The 19,437-nt window shown below is 72.0% G+C and carries 18 protein-coding genes; 11 read left to right on the forward strand and 7 right to left on the reverse strand.

Features of this window, described 5'->3' with window-relative positions:
* Window position 1 precedes the first annotated feature (1 nt).
* Together ACFY36_RS30810 and ACFY36_RS30815 are read left to right on the forward strand one after the other, a co-directional pair.
* Window positions 2–1,369, forward strand: coding sequence for a transaminase (locus ACFY36_RS30810; protein ID WP_499749413.1), 1,368 nt, complete (start codon window positions 2–4; stop codon window positions 1,367–1,369).
* A gap of 40 nt (window positions 1,370–1,409) precedes the next feature.
* On the forward strand, window positions 1,410–2,927 hold the full coding sequence (locus ACFY36_RS30815) for a methyl-accepting chemotaxis protein (protein ID WP_499749414.1): 1,518 nt from the start codon (window positions 1,410–1,412) through the stop codon (window positions 2,925–2,927).
* Window positions 2,928–3,301: 374 nt separating this feature from the next.
* On the opposite strand, the gene ACFY36_RS30820 is transcribed toward ACFY36_RS30815, so the two are convergent.
* Window positions 3,302–3,934, reverse strand: coding sequence for a helix-turn-helix domain-containing protein (locus tag ACFY36_RS30820; protein ID WP_499749415.1), 633 nt, complete (start codon window positions 3,932–3,934; stop codon window positions 3,302–3,304).
* Window positions 3,935–4,163: 229 nt separating this feature from the next.
* On the opposite strand from ACFY36_RS30820, the gene ACFY36_RS30825 reads away from it, so the two are divergent.
* The gene (locus ACFY36_RS30825) at window positions 4,164–4,376 is read left to right on the forward strand and encodes a hypothetical protein (protein ID WP_499749416.1); all 213 of its coding nucleotides are present in this window, start codon (window positions 4,164–4,166) and stop codon (window positions 4,374–4,376) included.
* Between the two features lie 79 nt (window positions 4,377–4,455).
* Here ACFY36_RS30825 and ACFY36_RS30830 read toward each other — a convergent pair whose 3' ends face one another.
* Window positions 4,456–6,036 carry a methyl-accepting chemotaxis protein gene (locus ACFY36_RS30830; RefSeq protein ID WP_499749417.1) on the reverse strand — a complete coding sequence of 527 codons (1,581 nt, stop codon included), beginning with the start codon at window positions 6,034–6,036 and terminating at the stop codon, window positions 4,456–4,458.
* Between the two features lie 264 nt (window positions 6,037–6,300).
* Between ACFY36_RS30830 and ACFY36_RS30835 the strand changes: the two genes are divergently transcribed.
* A complete protein-coding gene (locus ACFY36_RS30835) occupies window positions 6,301–9,408 on the forward strand; it encodes a hypothetical protein (RefSeq protein WP_499749418.1) in 3,108 nt (1,035 codons plus the stop codon).
* 7 nt (window positions 9,409–9,415) lie between these two features.
* Here the strand turns inward: ACFY36_RS30835 and ACFY36_RS30840 are convergent, their stop codons facing one another.
* Window positions 9,416–9,988, reverse strand: coding sequence for a TetR/AcrR family transcriptional regulator (locus ACFY36_RS30840; RefSeq protein WP_499749419.1), 573 nt, complete (start codon window positions 9,986–9,988; stop codon window positions 9,416–9,418).
* An 87-nt stretch (window positions 9,989–10,075) separates the two neighbouring features.
* On the opposite strand from ACFY36_RS30840, the gene ACFY36_RS30845 reads away from it, so the two are divergent.
* Window positions 10,076–10,948, forward strand: a complete 873-nt coding sequence (locus tag ACFY36_RS30845; RefSeq protein WP_499749420.1) for an SDR family oxidoreductase — start codon at window positions 10,076–10,078, stop codon at window positions 10,946–10,948.
* A 9-nt stretch (window positions 10,949–10,957) separates the two neighbouring features.
* Complete coding sequence (locus tag ACFY36_RS30850) at window positions 10,958–11,383, forward strand: MarR family winged helix-turn-helix transcriptional regulator (protein ID WP_499749421.1); 426 nt, start codon at window positions 10,958–10,960, stop codon at window positions 11,381–11,383.
* Here ACFY36_RS30850 and ACFY36_RS30855 read toward each other — a convergent pair.
* Complete coding sequence (locus ACFY36_RS30855) at window positions 11,380–11,664, reverse strand: hypothetical protein (RefSeq protein ID WP_499749422.1); 285 nt, start codon at window positions 11,662–11,664, stop codon at window positions 11,380–11,382. The two genes, ACFY36_RS30850 and ACFY36_RS30855, sit on opposite strands and share 4 nt — an antisense overlap.
* Before the next feature lie 26 nt (window positions 11,665–11,690).
* Window positions 11,691–12,404, reverse strand: a complete 714-nt coding sequence (locus ACFY36_RS30860) for an acetoacetate decarboxylase family protein (RefSeq protein WP_499749423.1) — start codon at window positions 12,402–12,404, stop codon at window positions 11,691–11,693.
* Window positions 12,405–12,484: 80 nt separating this feature from the next.
* On the opposite strand from ACFY36_RS30860, the gene ACFY36_RS30865 reads away from it, so the two are divergent.
* The 5 genes from ACFY36_RS30865 (at window position 12,485) to ACFY36_RS30885 (ending at window position 17,828) form a co-directional block, all read left to right on the forward strand.
* Entirely contained in the window at window positions 12,485–13,600 is a 1,116-nt protein-coding gene (locus ACFY36_RS30865) for an NAD(P) transhydrogenase subunit alpha (RefSeq protein ID WP_499749424.1), read from the forward strand.
* Entirely contained in the window at window positions 13,597–13,881 is a 285-nt protein-coding gene (locus tag ACFY36_RS30870; protein WP_499749425.1) for an NAD(P) transhydrogenase subunit alpha part 2, read from the forward strand. The genes ACFY36_RS30865 and ACFY36_RS30870 overlap by 4 nt, the downstream gene beginning before the upstream one ends.
* On the forward strand, window positions 13,878–15,263 hold the full coding sequence (locus ACFY36_RS30875; protein WP_499749426.1) for an NAD(P)(+) transhydrogenase (Re/Si-specific) subunit beta: 1,386 nt from the start codon (window positions 13,878–13,880) through the stop codon (window positions 15,261–15,263). The genes ACFY36_RS30870 and ACFY36_RS30875 overlap by 4 nt, the downstream gene beginning before the upstream one ends.
* 72 nt (window positions 15,264–15,335) lie before the next feature.
* Entirely contained in the window at window positions 15,336–16,490 is a 1,155-nt protein-coding gene (locus ACFY36_RS30880) for an alpha/beta hydrolase-fold protein (protein WP_499749427.1), read from the forward strand.
* Window positions 16,491–16,574: 84 nt separating this feature from the next.
* Window positions 16,575–17,828 (forward strand): methyl-accepting chemotaxis protein, encoded by a 1,254-nt coding sequence (locus ACFY36_RS30885; RefSeq protein ID WP_499749428.1) that lies wholly within the window; start codon window positions 16,575–16,577, stop codon window positions 17,826–17,828.
* 12 nt (window positions 17,829–17,840) lie between these two features.
* Here ACFY36_RS30885 and ACFY36_RS30890 read toward each other — a convergent pair whose 3' ends face one another.
* Both ACFY36_RS30890 and ACFY36_RS30895 read right to left on the reverse strand, forming a co-directional pair.
* Window positions 17,841–18,743, reverse strand: a complete 903-nt coding sequence (locus ACFY36_RS30890; RefSeq protein ID WP_499749429.1) for an RNA polymerase sigma factor — start codon at window positions 18,741–18,743, stop codon at window positions 17,841–17,843.
* A gap of 49 nt (window positions 18,744–18,792) precedes the next feature.
* Window positions 18,793–19,392 carry a TetR/AcrR family transcriptional regulator gene (locus ACFY36_RS30895; RefSeq protein ID WP_499749430.1) on the reverse strand — a complete coding sequence of 200 codons (600 nt, stop codon included), beginning with the start codon at window positions 19,390–19,392 and terminating at the stop codon, window positions 18,793–18,795.
* Window positions 19,393–19,437 lie beyond the last annotated feature (45 nt).

Below are 19,437 nucleotides of genomic sequence, written 5' to 3' on the forward strand. Positions count from 1 at the left end.
CATGCCGACGGAATCCGGAGTTGATCGCGGGCGTCTCGCCCAGCTGGCCACCCGCGAGCGGGCCGCCTTCGCCGAGCGCAACCCCCGCTCGGCCGCGGCCTACCAGCGGTCCGGCCACCTGTTCGGCCGCGTGCCGATGACCTGGATGAACAAGACCGCGGCGGGCTTCCCGCTGTACGTCGCCACGGCCCAGGGCAACCGGATCACCGACCTCGACGGCCACGACTACCTCGACTTCGCCCTCGGCGACACCGGGGCCATGGCCGGGCACTCCCCCGCGCCCGTGGTCGAGGCGGTCACCCGCCGCCTCGCCACGCTCGGCGGCGCCACCACGATGATGCCGACCGAGGACGCGGCGATCGTGGCGGCCGAGCTGGCCCGGCGCTTCACCGTGCCGTACTGGAGCTTCGCCCTGACCGCGACCGACGCCAACCGCTGGGCCATCCGGCTGTTGCGGGCCGTGACGGGCCGGTCGAAGATCCTGTTCCACAGCTACTGCTACCACGGCTCGGTCGACGAGTCGCTGATCGTGGTGGGCCCGGACGGTCAGGGGCAAAGCCGCGAGGGCAACGTGGGCGCGCCGACCGACGTCACCGCCACGAGCCGGGTGGCCGAGTTCAACGACCTGACCGGCCTCGAGCGCGAGCTGGCCCACGGCGACGTGGCCGCGGTGCTGATGGAGCCGGCGCTGACCAACATCGGCATCGTGCTGCCCGAGCCCGGCTACCTGGCCGGGGTCCGCGAGCTCACCCGCAAGTACGGCACCTACCTGATCAACGACGAGACCCACACGTTCTCGGCCGGGCCGGGCGGCGCCACCGCCTTCTGGGGCCTGTCACCGGACGTCGTGACCATCGGCAAGGCCATCGGCGGCGGGATACCCGTGGGGGCGTACGGCCTCTCCGAAGATCTCGCGACGGCCCTGACCGGCCGCACGGACCTGGACCTGGTCGACATGGGCGGCGTCGGCGGCACACTGGCCGGCAACCCCGTCTCGATGGCCGCGACCCGCGCCTGCCTGGAGGAGGTCCTGACCGACGGCGCCTTCGCCGGCATGATCGACACCGCGACGGCCTTCGCCGGCGGCATCCGCAAGATCATTGAGACGTACGCCCTGCCGTGGTCGGTCAGCCAGCTCGGCGCGCGCGTGGAATATCGCTTCGCCGACCCCGCCCCGCGCAACGGCACCGAGTCGGCGGCCCACGCCGACGGCGAGCTGGAGGACTTCCTGCACGTCTACCTGGCCAACCGCGGGGTGCTGCTGACCCCGTTCCACAACATGGCCCTGATGTCACCGCAGACAAACACCGAGGACGTCGACCGCCACCATGAGATCTTCAACGAGGCGTTGCACGAACTTACGTCGTAAACACCCGGAAAACCGGCATTTCACTCCGTAGCCTGATCCCATGGGCCTGTTCGGCAACCGGCAACAGCAATCCGAGCCCGTCGCGCGGCGCGAACCACCGCGCGACATCGAGGCGCTCGAGGAACTGGTCACCAACCTCGAAGCCGCCACCGGCGAAGGCAGCACCTGGCGCATCTACGCCTCCACCTACGTCGAGTTCTACGACATGGAGTACGGGGCCGTCTGGTGCGTCGAGAACGGTGCGCTGCGCCTGGAATACGAGCTGGGCCGCCTCAAGGGCCAGATCACCGGCCCTTCCGGCCTGGCCCAGCAGGTTCTTCGCGGCTCGCAGCCCGTCTACGCCAACGCGGACTCGTCGACCACCGACCCGCGCTTCCAAGCGGCGATCCGCGGCGGCGCCAAAGCCGGGATCGCGGTGCCGGCCGTACGCGGCAACAAGCTCGTCGCCGTCATGGAGTACTACGGCAGCAACCCGGTCGCCATGGACGCCGCCCTGATCAGCAAGTGGGGCGCGATCGGCCGCCTCGCCGAGCAGATCCGGGTCGCCGCCCTCGCCGCCTACCACACCCGGCAGGTCGCCGACGACCGGCTCGCGGTCACCAGCGTGGTCACCGCGCTCGGGCACACCGACAACTCGGCGGTGGCGCTGAAGGCGGCCCTGGACGCGGTCCGCACGGCCTTCCACTGGGCGTACGGCTCCTACTGGGAGATCGACGACCAGGAGAACGTGCTGAAGTTCCGCGTGGAGTCGGGCAACGCCGGCGACGAGTTCCGCAAGGTCACCCTGGCCGCCACGTTCGCCGAGGGAGTCGGCCTGTCCGGCCGGGCCTGGCGCCAGCGCGACCTGGTCTTCGTCCGCGACATCGGCGAGCTGACCGACTGCGTCCGGGCCCCCGCGGCCCAGCGCGCGGGCGTCCGCTCCGGCGTCTGCTTCCCCATCTCCAGCGGCGACCGCATCATCGGCACGATGGACTTCTTCACCACCGAATACGTGGAGCTGTCCGACTCCAGGGCCGACGCCCTGCGCAACGTCCAGCAGCTGGTCTCCCAGCGCCTGGAGGTGGTCCGGGCGGCCGAGGCCTCGGCCGCGAACGCGAGAGCACTGCTCGACACGGTCGACCGCCTGCGGGCCGCCACCGCCGACGCCACCCGCGTGGCCGACGAGGCGGTAAGCAGGGCTTCGGCGATGACCGGCGACGTGAACGCCTTGGGCAACGCCTCAGCCGCCATCGGCGACGTCATCCAGATCATCTCCTCGATCGCCGACCAGACAAACCTCCTGGCCCTGAACGCCACCATCGAGGCCGCCCGGGCCGGCGAGATCGGCAAGGGCTTCGCGGTGGTCGCCGGCGAGGTGAAGGAACTGGCGCGGGAAACCGCCGAGGCCACGAAGAAGGTGTCGGAACAGATCGCCGCCCTCCAGGAGAGCGCCGAGTCGGTGGCCGGCGGCATCCGCGACACCAGCGAGACCATCCACCAGCTCGACTCGGTACAGACCCGCATCGGCGAGGTTCTGGAGGAACAGGCCACGATGGCCCACGCCCTGGAAGCCTCGTAACGCGCGTGTGGGACGCACGCGATCGGTACGTCCCACACGTAGCCGCCAGGCTTACACTCGAGCCGTTCCTTTGTTATCGCCAGGGTTCTTTATCCCTGACTTCTACCGTTTCAGGCGTAACAGATCATGTCGGTAGGACGGACTATCTCATCATCTCGAAGAGATGTCGGGCGCTCGTGGGATCATTACCGCTTTCGCTCGGATCCTAGTCTCTGAACCTTGCTGGCCACTCGGGCGTCAGCCCTCCATGCCAGCCTTGGCTGCCGGTTACCCGTCCCCGGGCTTTCCGGCAATTCACCCGATTTGCATCCGGCATTCGCACGCCGGAGGGCCTAGTTCAAGCCAACCTGGCAGACACACTCCCCTCGTCCCATCTAGTTGCTGGACACGAGAAATCGACGATCGATCACATACGCCAAGCTACGCCGGCCACTCTCCAAGTGATAAACAGCGAGGCTCGTGGTGCCGAGAAGTGCACCCAGCAAGGGACCCAAGGCTATCGGCCCTTTGTAGAAAAGATTCAGACGGGACACGCGAGCGTCCGGCCACTGTCGAACCTGATCGCGGATCGTCACGGCTAACTGCTGGAAATCGTCCGGCCCGACGTACCCCTCGTAAACGAACTGACCGACGAACTCGGCGTCCTCCAAAGACAGTTCCGGCAGAGCGGCTTCGACGCTCTGCCGGATGGACCGCCCCCCGATCGAGACGACGGCGACGCCTTGGCCGGCGCCCGATCCGGGCCTCCCCATGCGCGCACTCGAAGGGCGTCCGCTCCCGACCTCCACTAGTTCGGAGAGAGATACCCCGAGAGCCTGCGCCAAGGCCACCAGCTCCTCCGAAGCGACCGACTTCCGTACTCCGGATTCAATCTTGGCGATGGTGCTTCTGGTCAGAGACGGCATACCGGCACGCGCGCATCTCTCGGCGAGTTGTTGAGCGGTCCACCCCTGCCCGCGTCTCAGTCGTTTGACGATCTGCCCTGTGGAGTCAGCGGATTCGCTCATCGCTTCAGCCTCGTGCTCCGCTCTATCTTAATGCTCCGTATCGGAGCAAACGGAGCATAGCGATTGCGCATTGCTCCGTCAATCGGCACGATGAGCGTCGTCCGGCCACCGCGGACGTTCGGATGCCCGCGAGGAGGACGATGTGACAAGCCGCCGAACGAAGACCGGGAATGCTGCACGCTGCGGAAAGCCGATGAGCCGGGCGGCACCTCCGACATCATGGCGCTGGGTGGCCGTTGCGGTCGCAGGCGTCTCGGCACCGGCGACGGCCCTCATGTTCGAGCCGCCTTTCTGGGCTCTGATTCTTGTGGCGCCGCCCGTGGCCATCGGGAGCGTGGTCGCGGCACTGGGGGCGGCGATGGTGCCGCAGGAGTCCGGCGACCGCCTGGAATGGTGGCGCGAGTGGCTGCGGCACCGTGAACGCATGGCCGACCGGACTTGACAAATAGTCCTTGAACGCGGAAAGGAGCCCATCCAACTTGGACGGGCTCCTTCTCGGACTGCGGCAGTATCCGTGCTGCTCAGTAGCGGAAGCGGGACACCACGGCCTGCAGCTGGCCCGCGGTGACGGCCAGGTCGTCGGCGGCGTGGCGGGTGTCGCCGACCGTGTCCGTGGTGCGCCGGGTGGCGTCGGAGACGGTGCCGATGGTGGCGGCGATGTCGCCGGCGCCGGCCGCGGCCTCAGACAGGGTGCGGTTCATCTCCTGCGTGGTGGCCGTCTGCTCCTCCACCGCTGAGGCGATGGTCATCTGGATGCCGTTGATGCGCTCGATGATGGCCGAGATCTCTCCGATCGCGGTGACCGCGCCGTCGGTGTCGGTCTGGATCGCCGAGACGCGGCGGGAGATGTCCTCGGTGGCCTTCGCCGTCTCCTGGGCCAGGTCCTTGACCTCGCCCGCGACGACCGCGAAGCCCTTGCCCGACTCGCCGGCCCGGGCCGCCTCGATTGTGGCGTTCAGAGCCAGCAGGTTGGTCTGCTCGGCGATCGAGGTGATCACCTTGACCACCGAGGCGATCTCGGACGACGACTCGCCCAGGCGGGCCACGATCGCGTTCGTCGCCGAGGCGACCTCGACCGCCTGCACCGCGACCTCGGACGCCTCCGTCGTGGAGACGCTGATGTCGCGGATGGCCGAACCCATCTCCTCCGAGCCGGCCGACACGACCTGCAGGTTGTTCGACACGACGTCGGCCGCCGCGGCGACCGTGCCGGCCTGCGACGACGCCTCGTTGGCGGCCGACTCGACCTGGCCCGACACGCTGGTCAGCTGACCGGCCGCGGCGTTGAGCGTGGTGGCGTTGCCGGCCAGCTGCACGACGTCCTCGCGCAACCGGGCCACGGCCTGGTCCATCGCCGCCGCCATCTTGCCGACCTCGTCCTGCGTGGTCACCCCGGACGTACGGGTCAGGTCACCCTCGGCCAGCCCCTCGGCCACCCGGGACACCTCGCGGACCGTGCCGCGCACCCGGCCCGCCACCCGGAACCCGAGCAGCGTGCTGATGACGACCCCGACGACCAGCAGGATGCCGACCGTCCAGGTGGCTTTGTTGGCGGCCGACTCCGCGCTGGCGATGGCCTCCTCCGACAGCTGCTCGGCCCGCGTGGTCAGGGCCGTCTGGTCTTCGCCGAGCGCCGTGTAGATCGTGTTGTAGTCGGTGACCGCTTGCTGAAGCTCGGCCGCCGTGGCGTTCGTGAAGTCCTTCTTGTTGAAGTCGATGTAGTCCTGCCAGTCGCTCGCGGCCTTGGTGACGGCCGCGGTGCCGGTCGCGTCGCCGGCGAACGCCGAGTTCAGGTCCTTCAGCGCCTCGTCGACCGCGTCGGCGTTGGCCTCGCGGTTCTTCGTCAGCGCGTCCTTGAGGCTCGGGTAGAGCTTCAAGGCGGAGGTGTTACCGCTGTACGCCTCGATGTTCTTGCTGAACGTGCCGACCGCGCTCTCCAGCACGACGGTGCGCCGCTGTGAGTCCGCGGCGTCCGTGTTCTGCGTGCGCAAGGTGGCCAGCGCGACGCCGCCGACGACGATGCCGCTGACCGTGCCCACCAGGACCGCCGCGCCGATCTTCGTCCGCAGCGACCGGTTGTCGAACGCTGATGTCAGTCCCATCCCCGATGCCTCTCCTGTCCGTATTTCGCAACCGCGCAAATCGGCATCCAGGGCGGTGCGGATAAGAAGTCACGGGCAGGTTCCGCCGAGAATGTTTCACGATCACGGTAATGCCCCTTCCGGGGGAACGATGGCGATTTCGCCGCATGTGCCCGCCCGCACCACGTTCCTGGCGTCCTAGGAGGCTAGGTCCCCTCGATGGCGGCGGGTACGAATGTGGCGGAATCGGGGCGGAGAGGCTCGAGTGGTCGCTACGTTCCCCTCATGGCCACGGCTACCGAGAAACCCGCCGACCGGACCCGGCCGGCGCCGACCCGCCAGCCGGCCTACGACCAGTTCCTCCAGCTCCTGGAGGAGGGCGACGCCGACGACGTGGCCGACGCCCTGCTGCACCTCGACGAGCAGCGCCGCCGCGCCCTGGTCCCCCGCATCCGCGCCACCGACCCCGCCGCCCCACCGGCCGGCAGCCCTTCGACCAGGCGCCGCCGCCCCGTGACAAGCACCCTCACCGGTCCGAGCGAGACCGGTCCGACCAGAACCGGGCCGTACGCAACCGGGCCAAGCGCAACCGGGCCAAGCGCAACCGCGCCGAGCGCAACCGCGCCGAGCGTTACCGGGCCGAGCCTCAGCGAGCCGAACACCCCTCCCAGCCGTCTCCGTCGCCCGCCGACGGCCGCTCCCGACGAGCGCGCCCGCCGCGAGGGCGCACTGCTGGTGGCCGGCGCCGGCTGCCTGCCCACCAGCGACGACGTCGTCGCGTGGCTGCGGTCGCCGCGCTTCAAGGGCGACTTCCCCGCCCGTACGATCGCCGCCGTCATCCGCGTCCTCCAGGCACCCGGCCGCCCCGGCCTGGCCACCGTCGCCACCGACCTCGCGGCCCAGCTCAAGCACCGCGACCACGACCGCGGCGAATGGGCCCTGACCGCCGCCACCCTGCACGCCGCCGGGCTGCCCCTGCCCCGGACCGAGCCGGTGCTGCGCGGATGGGTACGCCAGTTCTCCGCCGCCACCTCACCCGGCGCCCTGGCCGCCCGCCTGGCCGAGGACCCGTGGCTGGAGACGCAACTGCCGGCCCTGCTCGCCACCCCGAAGGTCGCCACCGACCTCGACGACATCTGGCCCGCCGCCCTGGCCCTGCTGGCCGCCGGCAAGCGCATCGACCGCCGCGAGCTGATCGCCCTGCTCGTCGGCCGCCTCCGCTCCGGCGACCGGGGCGCCGCGTTGCGCCCCACCTTGGAGACCTTCCGCCACCTCGATCCCACTGTGGAGGAGCGCGCCGCCCACCGCGCCGACTTCCTGGCCATGCTGGCCGAGCCCAACGGCCCGGTCGCCGAGCTGGCCCAGCGCGTCCTGCGAACCTTGGACGACGCCGGCCACCTCGACGCGGACACGGTCACGGCCGCCATGCGCGCCGCTTTCGCCCGCACCGAGAAGAAGCTGATCCGCGCTCAGGTCGCCTGGCTCGACCGCGCCGTCACCCGCCACCCCGCGGCCGCGCCGGCCTTGCTGGAGACCGCCACCGCCATCCTCGACAGCGACGACCCGGAGGTCGCGGAGCGCGCTCTGCGCGTCGTTGGCCACCATTCCGCCGGCCCGGAAGCCCTTCGCCCCGCCGCCGGCGCCTTGGCCGGAGATCTCCGCCGCCAGGCCGATGAGATCATCGGCCAGCCGTCGATTCCTCCAGGTCCGCGGTTCCCTCCCTCTCCTTTGGTGTACGTCCCGGAGCCCATGCCGCCGGCCATCAGCTCCCTTCCGGAGCTGTCGGCAACCCTCGCCCGAACCCCGTTGACCCCGGTCGACCTGGAACGGGTGCTGGCCGCCATCGCCAAGTTCGCCGCCTCGGCCCGCCCCGACCTCGCATGGGCCCTGGCCGCACACGCCGCGGACAAGACCTCACCACTGGCCGAGCTCATCGAGGCCCTGGTCCCACCCGAGCTGGCCGAGGCCGCGGCCACCCAGGCCGCCGCCCGCGCCACAGGCGCCGCCACTCGCCGCTACGCCCCGCTGGGCGCCCGCCGCACACCGGCCACCCCGCCGTCCCCGACGACGCCCGCCCCGGCCAGGACCGCCATCCGGGCCGACCAGGGCACGATCGCCCCCGCCCGAACCGCCATCCGGGCCGACCAGGGCACGACCACTCCCGCCCGATCCGCCACCCCTGCCGGTCCGCGATCACTCGCCGCGGCCAAGGCCGCCGGCTACCGGCCCCTTCCCGCGCCGCAGGAGATGTGGCGGCTGCGGATCCGCGAGCTCGCCGGCCAGCTGACGCGGGGCGAAGGACCACCCGCCCTGCTGGCCACACCGGCCACACAGGACGGTCACGTCGACCCGGCCCGCCTGCTGCTGCGCCTGGCCTCGGCCGAGCGCGCCGGCTGGCAACCCGGCCCGTACGACCTGGCCCAGGCCCTCCTGCGCCTCCCCCGCGAGACGCCGCCGTCGGTACTCACCGCCGCCGCGCGTCTCAACTCCACCGCCGGACGCCGCTTCGCCGCGTGGCTGCGCACCGGAGGCCTGCCCGATCCGGCGATCACCGTGGTCACTCCCCCCGCGGGTCCCGCACAGCGCGGCGTCGCCTTCGCTCCGCTGGACGCCTCGGGTCTTGCCCTGCCTCCCGGTTTGCTGGCCATGCCCGCCGACCGGCCTCCCCTTCCTCATGCCGACCTGTCGTGCTGGCCCATGGTCCTGCCCAGCCATCGCGAGATCATCGCCGCTCACGTCCTGCATTCCCGCCTCGCGGAAACCACAACCGCCCTACCCGCGGAACTCATCGCGGAGAACGCCGCCGAACACCCCGCCACGATCCCCACGAACGTCCAGAGTGGAGGGCCTGCCGCGGCTGATGGCCCCCCGCACCCGCCGGTTCCGGCCGAGGAGCAACCAAATGCGGCCGCTGCCGAGGCGGAGGTTCTGACGGCGCTCGCCCACTCGTCCGGGCCCTTCGGGCCCGCGATGGCGATCGTGCTGGCCCAGGCGCTGGCCGCCGGGACCGAGCCCGACCGCCGGGACGCTGTCGCCGCCATTGCGCACCTCGCCCGCTGCGGCGGCCTGGACGCGGGACTGCTCGGCCGTGAACTGGCCCTGCTCCTCACCACCGGCCCCGACGACCTGCATCCCACCACCGACGCCCTGGCCGACCTGGCCCGGGGCGGCTCCCAGCACGCCGTCTGGGCGATCCTGCACGCCGTCGTCCCCGCCCTGCTGCGCCGGGAACGCCCTCCGGCCGGCCTGCCCGACCTGCTGGCCCTGGCCACCGCCGTCGCCGCCGCGATCAACGCCCGCGCTCACCTGCCCGAGGTCGCCGCCGCGGCCGCCCGCCCCGAGCGCACCCGTCTGAAGAACGAGGCCGCCCGCCTGGCACGCACCCTCGCCTGAGAGCGACTCACCCCAAGGTGGCGGCGACCTCGGCGGTGGCGGTCAGTTCCTCGTGGGCCAGGTCGGTGAAGTCGCGGTCGTTCGATGGGGCGATCCAGCGCGCGAACGCCGCCCGGAACGCCAACGTCCCCAGCCCGGCCGTCACCGCCGCCTCACGAGGGGACAGGCCGCGGGCTTGCAGCGCCGTCGTCATGGCCTCGGTCATCGCCGCCTGTTTGAGCAGCTCGCGTTCCAGCAGCTCCGTGTTCGCCGCGATCACGGTCTGGCGCTTGACCACCCAGTCCCGCCGGTCGGCGTTGAAGGGGTGGGCCGCCGCCCCCAAGGCCGCCTCCACCAGCTTCAACGGCGCCGTCCCGGGCGGGCACGACCCGATCGCCGTGACGAAGGCCTCGCTCAGCAGCTCGCCGCCGGCGAACAGGACCTCGCGCTTGTCGGTGAAGTGGCGGAAGAAGGTGCTCTTGGCCAGGCCGGCCCGGGTGGCGATCTCGGCCGCCGTCGTCCCCTCGTAGCCGCGCTCGACGAACAGGTCGAGCGCGGACGCGGCCAGGCGCTCGCGCGCGTTCGGTTCCCAGCGTGCCATGAGGCCGATCCTAGCGTGATGGGACTCGGTCTCATCGCGTGCTACGGTGATGAGACCAAGTCCCATCACAGGCCAGGAAGTCCTCTCATGCGTATCTTCGTCACCGGCGCTTCCGGCTGGACCGGGTCGGCCGTCGTCCCCGAGCTTCTGGCCGCGGGCCACCACGTGACCGGCCTCGCCCGCTCGGACGCCTCGGCCGCGGCGCTCACGGCGGCCGGCGTGGACGTCGTCCGCGGCGACCTCGACGACCTCGGCGCGCTGCGCGCGGGAGCCGCGGACGCCGACGGGGTCGTCCACCTCGCCTTCAAGCACGACTTCTCGGTCTTCGAGCAGAACATCCTGGACGACCGGCGGGCCGTCGAGGCGATGGGCGCGGTCCTCGAGGGCACCGGCAAGCCCCTGGTCATCACCGCGGGCACGCCGGTCGTGCCGGGCGCGGTCGCCACCGAGCGGGACACTTTGAAGTCGGCCGACGGTCGCGGCCTCACCGCGACCATCGCCGCCGGCATGGCCGAACGGGGTGTGCGCTCGTCGGTCGTCAACCTGCCCCGCACGGTGCACGGGCCGGGCGACAAGGGCTTCATCGCCATGCTGGTCGGCGCGGCCCGGCAGTCCGGCGTCTCCGGCTACCCCGGTGACGGCTCGCAGCGCTGGCCGGCCGTGCACCGGCTCGACGCCGCGCGGCTGTTCCGGCTGGCCGTGGAGGAAGCGCCGGCCGGTTCGATCCTGAACGCGGTCGGCGACGAGGGCGTTCGGATCGCCGATGTCGCCGCGGTGATCGGGCGGCACCTCGGCCTTCCGGTGAAGCCGCGGCCGGCCGAGGAGTTCGGCTTCCTGGGCATGGTGCTCTCCGTCGACCAGCCCGCGTCCGGCGCCGCCACCCGCGATCTGCTCGGCTGGGCGCCTCACCACCCGGGCCTGATCGAGGACCTGGAAAAGGGGCACTACTTCGAGGGATAGGGTGCCGTCATGGCACGCAGCGCCCGGCCCGCGGATCTCGGCATGCTGGCGGCCCGGCTGCTGTTCGGGCTCCAGTCCGAGCTGTTCCGGCGGAGCGCCGAGGCGGGCTTCGGCGACCTGCGGCCCCGGCACGGGGCCGTGGTCGCCCACCTCGACGAGGACGGCCTGCGGCAGAACGATTTCGTACGGCTGGCCGGGCGCAACAAGCAGACGATCGCCACGATCGTCGACGAGCTGGAGGCGCTGGGCTACCTGACCCGGGTGCCCGATCCGAGCGACCGCCGGGCCAAGCTGATCATGCCGACCGAGCGCGGGCGGAAGCTGATGGAGCTGTCCGACCGGGTCGTGGCCGACCTCGAGGCCGAGTACGCCGCGAAGGTCGGCCGCGACGCGTACGACAAGTTCTTCGGAACCTTGAAAGCGATCACCGATTAGGCCAGCTCGCCCTCCTCGGCGCTGACCAGGGAGTCGATCGCGCCGAAGAAGGCGGCGATGCCGGGCCGGTTGGCGCCCTTGGCCCGCGACGCGGCGAAGTCCTCCGGGCTGCGCCAGGTCACGATGTCGAGCCACTCGCCGTCCGGGAGGCGGACCAGGCGGGCGTCGACGAAGCCCTCGCGATCGGCCTGGAAGTCGGCCAGCATGCGCGGCCGGGCGCTCAGCAGCTCGGCGACCCGGGCCGGGTCGACGCGGAAGCGGGTCAGTTCGATCGTCGTCATGACGCGAATATAGTCCAGCTTCTTGACTAAATCGCGTGCCACTCCCCCAGCGGCCCGCGCAGCGACGACGCGTGCACGGTCAGAAGGGGCCGGTTCACCATGCCCAGCGCCGCCATCCGTCGCGCCATCGGGTGTTCTCCCAGACGTACGGAGAAAGAACCGCGACCCAGACGCACGCCGGACAGCCGCATTGGCACCCGGCCGCGCAGCAGCCGGCCCGCCTGGGCCCCGTGATCGAGATAGGACCAGGCGGGCAGCGACGAACGGACGCCGAACGGCAGGCGCAGCCGGCCGTGAGTGAGGGACGCCGACATCACGTGTGTGTCACCGTCGGTCACCGTCACGTCGGTCGCGGTCTCGCCGAAACGGAGCGTGGAGGTCATCAGCCATTTCGGCAGGGCCCAGAAATCCTGGCCGGCCTCCCGCGTGAAGGCGCCGGTCACCGGCAGGTCCAGGAGAAAGAGCCCCGGCCGGCGCCCGGGACCCAGAGCCAGAAGACCGACACCCACTTCGTCGTACGTCTTCAGCGCCCACTCACCGTAATGAATGCACATGAGCAGCCCGAAAGCGCGGCCGAAGGCCGTGAAGGGCCTGAGCGGCAGCCCGGCCAGCAGCTCGCGCGCGGCCGGGGCCGGTGAGGTGAAGACCGACGCCGTGATCCTCGCGTCGATGATGGTCACCGGAAGCGTGACGGTCTCACCCTGAAGGGACCACACGCCGGCGCCGATCCGTTCCGCCATGCGGCGACCCTACCGCCGGTGGGGTGGCCGAGCCGAGGGTCGAGGTGGTACAGCATCGATATCGATGCGAGGGGATGCCGATGACGATCGTCGGAGTACTCAGCGAGACCCCGGTGCGCGAGCGCCGGGTGGCCCTGACCCCGGACGCGGCCGGCCGGTTGCGATCCCGGTCGATCCGCGTCCTGATCGAGGCGGGCGCGGGCCGGGGCGCCTGGTTCGGCGACGCCGACTTCGAGGCGGCGGGGGCCGAGGTCAGGACCAGGTCCCAGGTGTACGCCGAGAGCGACATCCTGCTGTGCGTCCATCCACCGGACGACGTGGCCGCCCTGCCCCCGGGCCGGGTGCTGATCGGGCTGCTCGATCCGCTCAGCCATCCGGGGCGCGCGGAGGAGCTGGCCACGGCCGGCATCACCGCGATGAGCCTGGATCTGCTGCCGCGCACGCTGAGCCGGGCCCAGGCGATGGACGCGCTCACCTCACAGGCCAATGTGGCCGGGTACAAGGCGGCGCTGCTGGCGGCCGAGGCGTACGGCGGCTTCTTCCCGATGCTGGTGACCGCGGCCGGCACCTCACGGCCGGCGCAGGTGCTCGTCCTCGGCGCGGGGGTGGCCGGCCTCCAGGCGATCGCCACCGCGCGGCGGCTGGGCGCGCTGGTCACGGGCTATGACGTGCGGGAGGCCGCGCAGGCCGACATCGCCTCGCTGGGCGCGAGCGTCCTCCGCAGCGACACGGACAAGTCACAGGACGACGGATACGCGGGCCGGCTCACCGGCGACGAGTCGAGTGCTCAGCAGCGCTCGCTCCGCGAGGCGGTTCCCCGGTTCGACGTCGTGATCACGACGGCGAAGGTGCCGGGCGCGGCCTCGCCGCTGCTGGTCGACGAGGAAGCGCTGAAGGCGATGCGCCCGGGCTCGGTGGTGATCGACATGGCCGTGGGGAACGTCGCGGGCTCGGTCGCCGACACCCGGCTCGTCACCGACGGGGGTGTCACCGTGATCGGCGCCCCCGATCTGGCCGCCACGGTGCCCGTGGCGGCCTCCACGGCGTACGCCCGCAACGCCGTCGCCCTGCTCACCCACCTCATGCCCGACGGGGTTCTCACGCTGGAACCGGCCGACGAGGTGCGGGCCGGCGTGCTGGTCTGCCACGGCGGGCAGGTCGTGCACCCCCGGCTGCCGAAGGAGATCCGCTCATGAGCGCGCTGCTGCTCGCCGACCTGACCGTCTTCACCCTGGCCCTGCTCGTCGGCTTCGAGGTGATCAGCAAGGTGCCGGCGACCCTGCACACGCCGCTGATGTCCGGCGCCAACGCCATCCACGGCGTGGTCATCGTCGGCGTGATGCTGCTGGCCGCCTCGGTGTCCTCCCTCGCCGGATACGTGCTGCTGGGGGTGGCCGCGTTCTTCGCCGCCATGAACGTGGCCGGCGGCTATCTGGTCACCGACCGGATGCTGGCGATGTTCCGGAGCCGGTCGTGAGCGCCTTCGGCACCGTCACCCACCTGGTCTACCTGGCCTGCGCGACGGCCTTCGTGATCGGCCTGCACCTGATGAACACGCCGGCCACGGCCCGGCGCGGCAACCAGGTCTCGGCCGGCGGCATGGCGGTCGCGATCGTCACCACGCTCGTGGTCCTGATCCACGACGGTGGCGTGGACGCGTACGCGGCGTGGGCCCTCGGGATCGGCGCGGCCGGGGGCGCGGTGGCCGGGCTGGTCGCCGCCCGCGTGGTCCGGATGACGGCCATGCCGCAGCTGGTGAGCCTGTTCAACGCGGTCGGTGGCGGCGCGGCGGCGCTGATCGCGCTCGGCCATCACCCGGCGACCACGGCGGCCGAGGTGACCGGCGTCCTCGACGTGCTGATCGGGGCGGTCACCTTCAGCGGGTCGTTGATCGCGGCCGGAAAGCTGGCGGGGCGTGTGCCCGGGCGGCCGCTCGTGGTGCCGTACGGCCGCCTGCTGTCGGTCTTTTCAGCGGCCGTGACCGTCGCGCTCAGCGTGCTCTTCGTCGGTTTCGAGACCTCGACGTGGGCGCTGATCGGGATCGCGGTCGCCGCGCTCGCCGCCGGGGTGCTGCTCACGCTGCCGATCGGCGGGGCCGACATGCCGGTCGTCATCTCCCTGCTCAACGCGTGCACGGGCACGGCCGTGGCGATGGCCGGCTTCGTCCTGGAGAGCACGCCGCTGATCATCGCCGGGGCGCTGGTCGGCGCGGCCGGCGCGATCCTGACCAAGCTGATGGCCGACGCCATGAACCGGCCGATCGGCGCGATCATCGCGGGCGGTTACGGCACGGGCGACGCGGTCCCGGTCACCACGGGCGGGACCCAGCAGGTACGGGAGGTCACCGTCGACGACGCCGCGATCCAGCTGGCCTACGCGGGCCGGGTCGTGATCGTCCCGGGCTACGGGCTGGCCGCGGCGCAGGCCCAGCACGAGGCGGTGGCGCTGGCCCAGGCCCTGACCGAGCGGGGCGTCGAGGTCAGCTACGCGATCCACCCGGTGGCCGGCCGCATGCCGGGCCACATGAACGTGCTCCTGGCCGAGGCCAACGCCCCGTACGAGCAATTGCAAGATCTTGAAGAGAGCAACCCCGGCTTCGCCCGTACGGACGTGGCGCTCGTCATCGGGGCCAACGACGTCACCAACCCGGCCGCGCGCCGGCCGGGGAACCCCGTCTCCGGCATGCCCATCCTCGACGTGGATCACGCGCGCTCGGTCATCGTGATCAAGCGGTCGCTCGGGCACGGCTACGCGGGCATCGACAACGAGCTCTACACCGACCCGCGCACGGCGATGCTGTTCGCCGACGCCAAGGCCGGTCTGGCCGCGCTGCTCTCGGGGCTGCACGCCTACGCTTGACACCCTCACACTCCACTTGCGACGCTCGGTGGCGGCCCGAATACTATCGGCGACCATCTATGGAGTGCTGTCGTGCAGAGTCCGCAGATCGCCCGCCTGCTCGCCGACCCGTCGCCCCACGCGGTGGACTCGTTCTGGGCGCGGGCCGCCGAGCGCGGCACGCCGCTCATCGAGCCGTGGGACGACGCCGGCCGCCTCGTGACGTTCCTCTGGCGCGGGGCGGCCCGCTCGACCCGGGCGTGGTGGGGCGTCGACATCCCGCTCGAGAGGATCCCCGGCACCGATCTGTGGTGGGTGACGCGGGTGCTACCGGCCGATCTCCGCACGGTCTACTGCCTGCTGCACGACGGCGCCGAAGAGCTGCCGCGCGACCCGGGCGGATGCGGGCCGGCCCACGTCGACGCCCTCAACCCGCGGCGGTTCCTGGTGCCCGGCGACCAGAACTACTGGGCCTCCGTGCTGGAACTCCCGGACGCCCCGGAAGAGCCGTGGATCCTCCCGCGACCGGGCGTCGCCGCCGGAACCGTCACCGCTGTCGTGCCCGGGGGATCACGTGCCGTCCACGTCTATCGGCCGGCCGGCGTCCCGCTCACCGGCCTGCCGGTGCTCGTGCTGTTCGACGGCTTCCAGGCCCGCACCGTCCAGCGCGTTCCCACGATCCTCGACAATCTCATCGCGTACGGCCTGACGCCGCCCACGATCGCCATCTTCATCAGCAGCCGCGACGAGACGCGCGACGCCGAGCTCAGCCCCACGTCGGCGATGCACGGCTTCGTCACCAGCCAGGTGCTGCCATGGGCACGCGGTCACCTGGGCGCCGGAACCGATCCGGGCGGCAACATCATCGCCGGGGTCTCGCGCGGCGGGCTGGCCGCCGCGCACATCGGTTTGAGGTCGCCGGAGTGCTTCGGCGCGGTCATCTCGCAGTCCGGCAGCTTCTGGTGGCCCAGCCCCGACGAGGGCGAACCGGGCTGGATGATCCGCGAGGTGGCCCGCCGCCCACCCGCCGGCGTGCGCTTCTGGATCGACGTCGGCTCGGCCGAGACCCTGCCCGGGCCGGGCGGCGCCCCGGACCAGCTCACCGTCAACCGGGCCATGCGCGACGCGCTCCGTGAGCACGGCCATGACGTCACCTATTCGGAGTTCACCGGCGGCCACGACTACCTGAGCTGGCGGCGCACCTTCGCCGACGCGCTGATCGCCGTCTCCCGCGTCCGGACGGCCTGAATTCGCCGAATCCCCCCACCCGGGCCGCCGACGGTGGAAATCTGAACCCGTGGTGCTGGTTGCTCTTCCCTCGGGCCGCGCCGCGTGACCGTGCTCTGGATCGCCGCGCTGCTGCTGGCCGCCGCCTGCGCCTATGTGGTGGGCGCTCGCCGGCAGAAGCGGCGTGACCTGCGGGCGGTCCGCGACTCGCTGGGCGACCTGCTCGACTCGGCCTCCGCTCCGCTGGCCGTGCAGCCCTCCTCCCCCGGCCTGCCCACCGGCGACTTCGCCGCCCAGCGGCCGTTCGGCGTCCTGGAGTTCCACGACCAGCTCGCCGCCCTGGCCGCGCTCATCGACGAGGGCCGGGCCGAGCTGGAGGGGATGCGCACCGAACGCGAGACCCGGCTGCGCGAGACCGAGCAGGAGCAGCGCCGCGTCAACCACCGCCTGCGCCGGCGGGCCAAGGAGGCCATCGACGACACGGGAACGGTCATCAACGAGCGCCTGCGCGATGTCGTCACCCAGGTCGGCGCGGCCCGCGAGGCCGCGACCGCGACCCATCACCGGGTCAGCGAGACCGCGTCGGCGGCGGGTTCGATGGTACGGCGGGCCCGCAGCGCCGACGAGGCCGCGACCACCCTGAACGAGAGTCTGCGCCAGGTCGCCGGCATCGCCGGCGTCATCTCCGAGATCGCCTCGCAGACCCGCATGCTGGCCCTGAACGCCACCATCGAGGCGGCCCGGGCCGGCGCCGCCGGCGAGGGCTTCGCGGTGGTCGCCGACGAGGTGAAGAGCCTGGCCGACACGACGGCCAGCTCGACCGAGCAGATCACGGCGACGATCGCCACCCTGGAGACCGACATCGCCCAGATGGGCGGCACGCTGAGCGCGATCGTCCAGGAGGTGGCCGACATCGAGGCGGCCATGGGCACCCTGAGCGGCATCGCCGACGACCAGCACGAGATCGTCGAACGCCTCAACGCCACCGTCGACGCCACCATGGCCAGCATCCAGGACCTCTCCGAGGTGGCCGAACGCCTGGAACGCCGCCGCCACGACCGGGTGGCCACGACCGGCCCGGTGACGGTCCGCGTCCCCGGCCGCCCCGACCAGCCCGGCACCCTGATCGACGTGTCGACCGAGGGCATCGGCTGTCTGCTGGCCGCGAACACCCCCGTCTCCGTGGGCGACCGGGTGGTGGCCGACCTCCAGCTCCCGTCCGGCCCCTGCCGGGTGAACGCCCAGGTGGTCCGCCGGGCCGCCCGTCCCGACGGGGCCGAGGTGGGCATGCAGCTCATCGAGGCCGACGCCGAGGCGCAGTCCCGCATCGAGGCCGCGGTCAACGCGGCCTTCGAATGATCGGGTCTCTCCTCAGACGACGAGCGTCGGCGTCACCACCGGCGGCCCGCCCGACGCGGGCCGGACGAGGATCTGGGCCAGGCCGTGCGGCACCTCGTCGAAGACGAAACGGCCGGTCTCGCCGGCCGTGACCACGCGGGCCGGTGCGGGCCCGGGGAGGCGCAGCTCGACCTCGGCGGCGCCGGGTGACAGCCGGCCGTCGACGCGGACCAGGCCGCCGGCGCGCTCGGCCACGGTGATCGTCACCGTGCGGCTGTCGGCGTCGAAGACGACGGCACGCGAGCCCGCCCCCGGCACCAGACGGGCCACCTCGGCGCCCAGCGCGCCCGGCGACAGGGCGAACAGCACCTGGTCGTCGAGGCCGGACGGCGGCGGGTCGAACCGGGCCACCCGCTCGAGGATCTCCCGGTCGAGGTCGCCGGTCACGGGCGCACCCCACGCGGGGTCGGCCAGGAGCATCTCGCGGAGCCGGGCCAGGCAGCCGTCGCGGGAGAGGCCGAACGTCCCGGAGATCAGGTCACGGTCGAGGCCCGGGCTCTGGGCGACGACGCCCAGCAGGTCGCGGCCGCGCTGAGGCAGGCGGTTGAAGTGGCGCCACAGGGCCTGGTCGCGGTCGCCGGCCGGCGGGCGGTGATCCGGCGGCGGGCCCGGGTCGGCCACGTCGAGCTGGGCCGACTCGCCGTCGGGAAGGTGGCGGCGGGCCCGTTCGCGGCGGTGCCAGGCCTCGCGGCGGGTGGCGGTGATCAGCCAGGCTGTCGCCGCCCGCGGCGTGGCCGCGTCGTGCGGGTGGCGCAGCAGCTCGAGCCAGGTGGTCTGCACGACGTCGGCCGCGTCGCCGGAGGCCAGGCCCTGGCCGCGGGCGACCCGCCACAGCACCGGGTTCAGCTCGGGGACGAGGTCCGTGGTCGACCGCATTCATCCATCTTCGTCACCGGGTGGGCCCGGCACAGCCCGCCGAACGGTCCTACTCGTCGCCGAAGACCGAGGTCACCATGGTCAGCAACGTCAGCGACAGCAGGCGGTGGACCTGGGCGCGGGTGAGCACGCCGCGCTCCAGCCACTCCCGCGCGGTCGAGGTGGCGAGCCCGACGTAGGAACGCGCCATGGCGTGCATGGCCGGGGTGACCGCGGTGAAGCCGACGGCGGTCAGCACGGCGTCGGCGGCCGCGTCGATGGCCTTCGAGATGGCCCGGTCGACCTCGGCGTCACCGGCCATGCCACCGGCCGTGATCGCCGCCAGCCACGACTGGCTGTGCCGCGACACCACGTCGAGGAACCAGCCGACGATGGCGTCGATCCGGGTCGGCAGGTCGCCGGCGGGCAGCGAGGCGAGGGCCACCGGCGGTACGGTCAGCATCACGTGGATGACCTCGAGGTAGAGGTCCTTCTTGGTGCCGAAATAGTGGTTGATCAGCCCGCGGGCGACGCCGGCCTCCCGGGCGACGTCGGTCGTGGAGACCTCGGCATAGCCGCGCTCGCCGAACAGCCGCACGGCGACCGACAGGATCTGTTCCCGCCGGGCGTCCGGCGAGAAGCGGCGGCGCTGTCCCACGTCGATGCTCACCCGTTGACCTTAAGGCACGAGCTTGTTGACAGTCCGCCAACAAGC

The organism is Actinoplanes sp. NPDC000266 (assembly GCF_042899005.1).
Classification (GTDB): domain Bacteria; phylum Actinomycetota; class Actinomycetes; order Mycobacteriales; family Micromonosporaceae; genus Actinoplanes.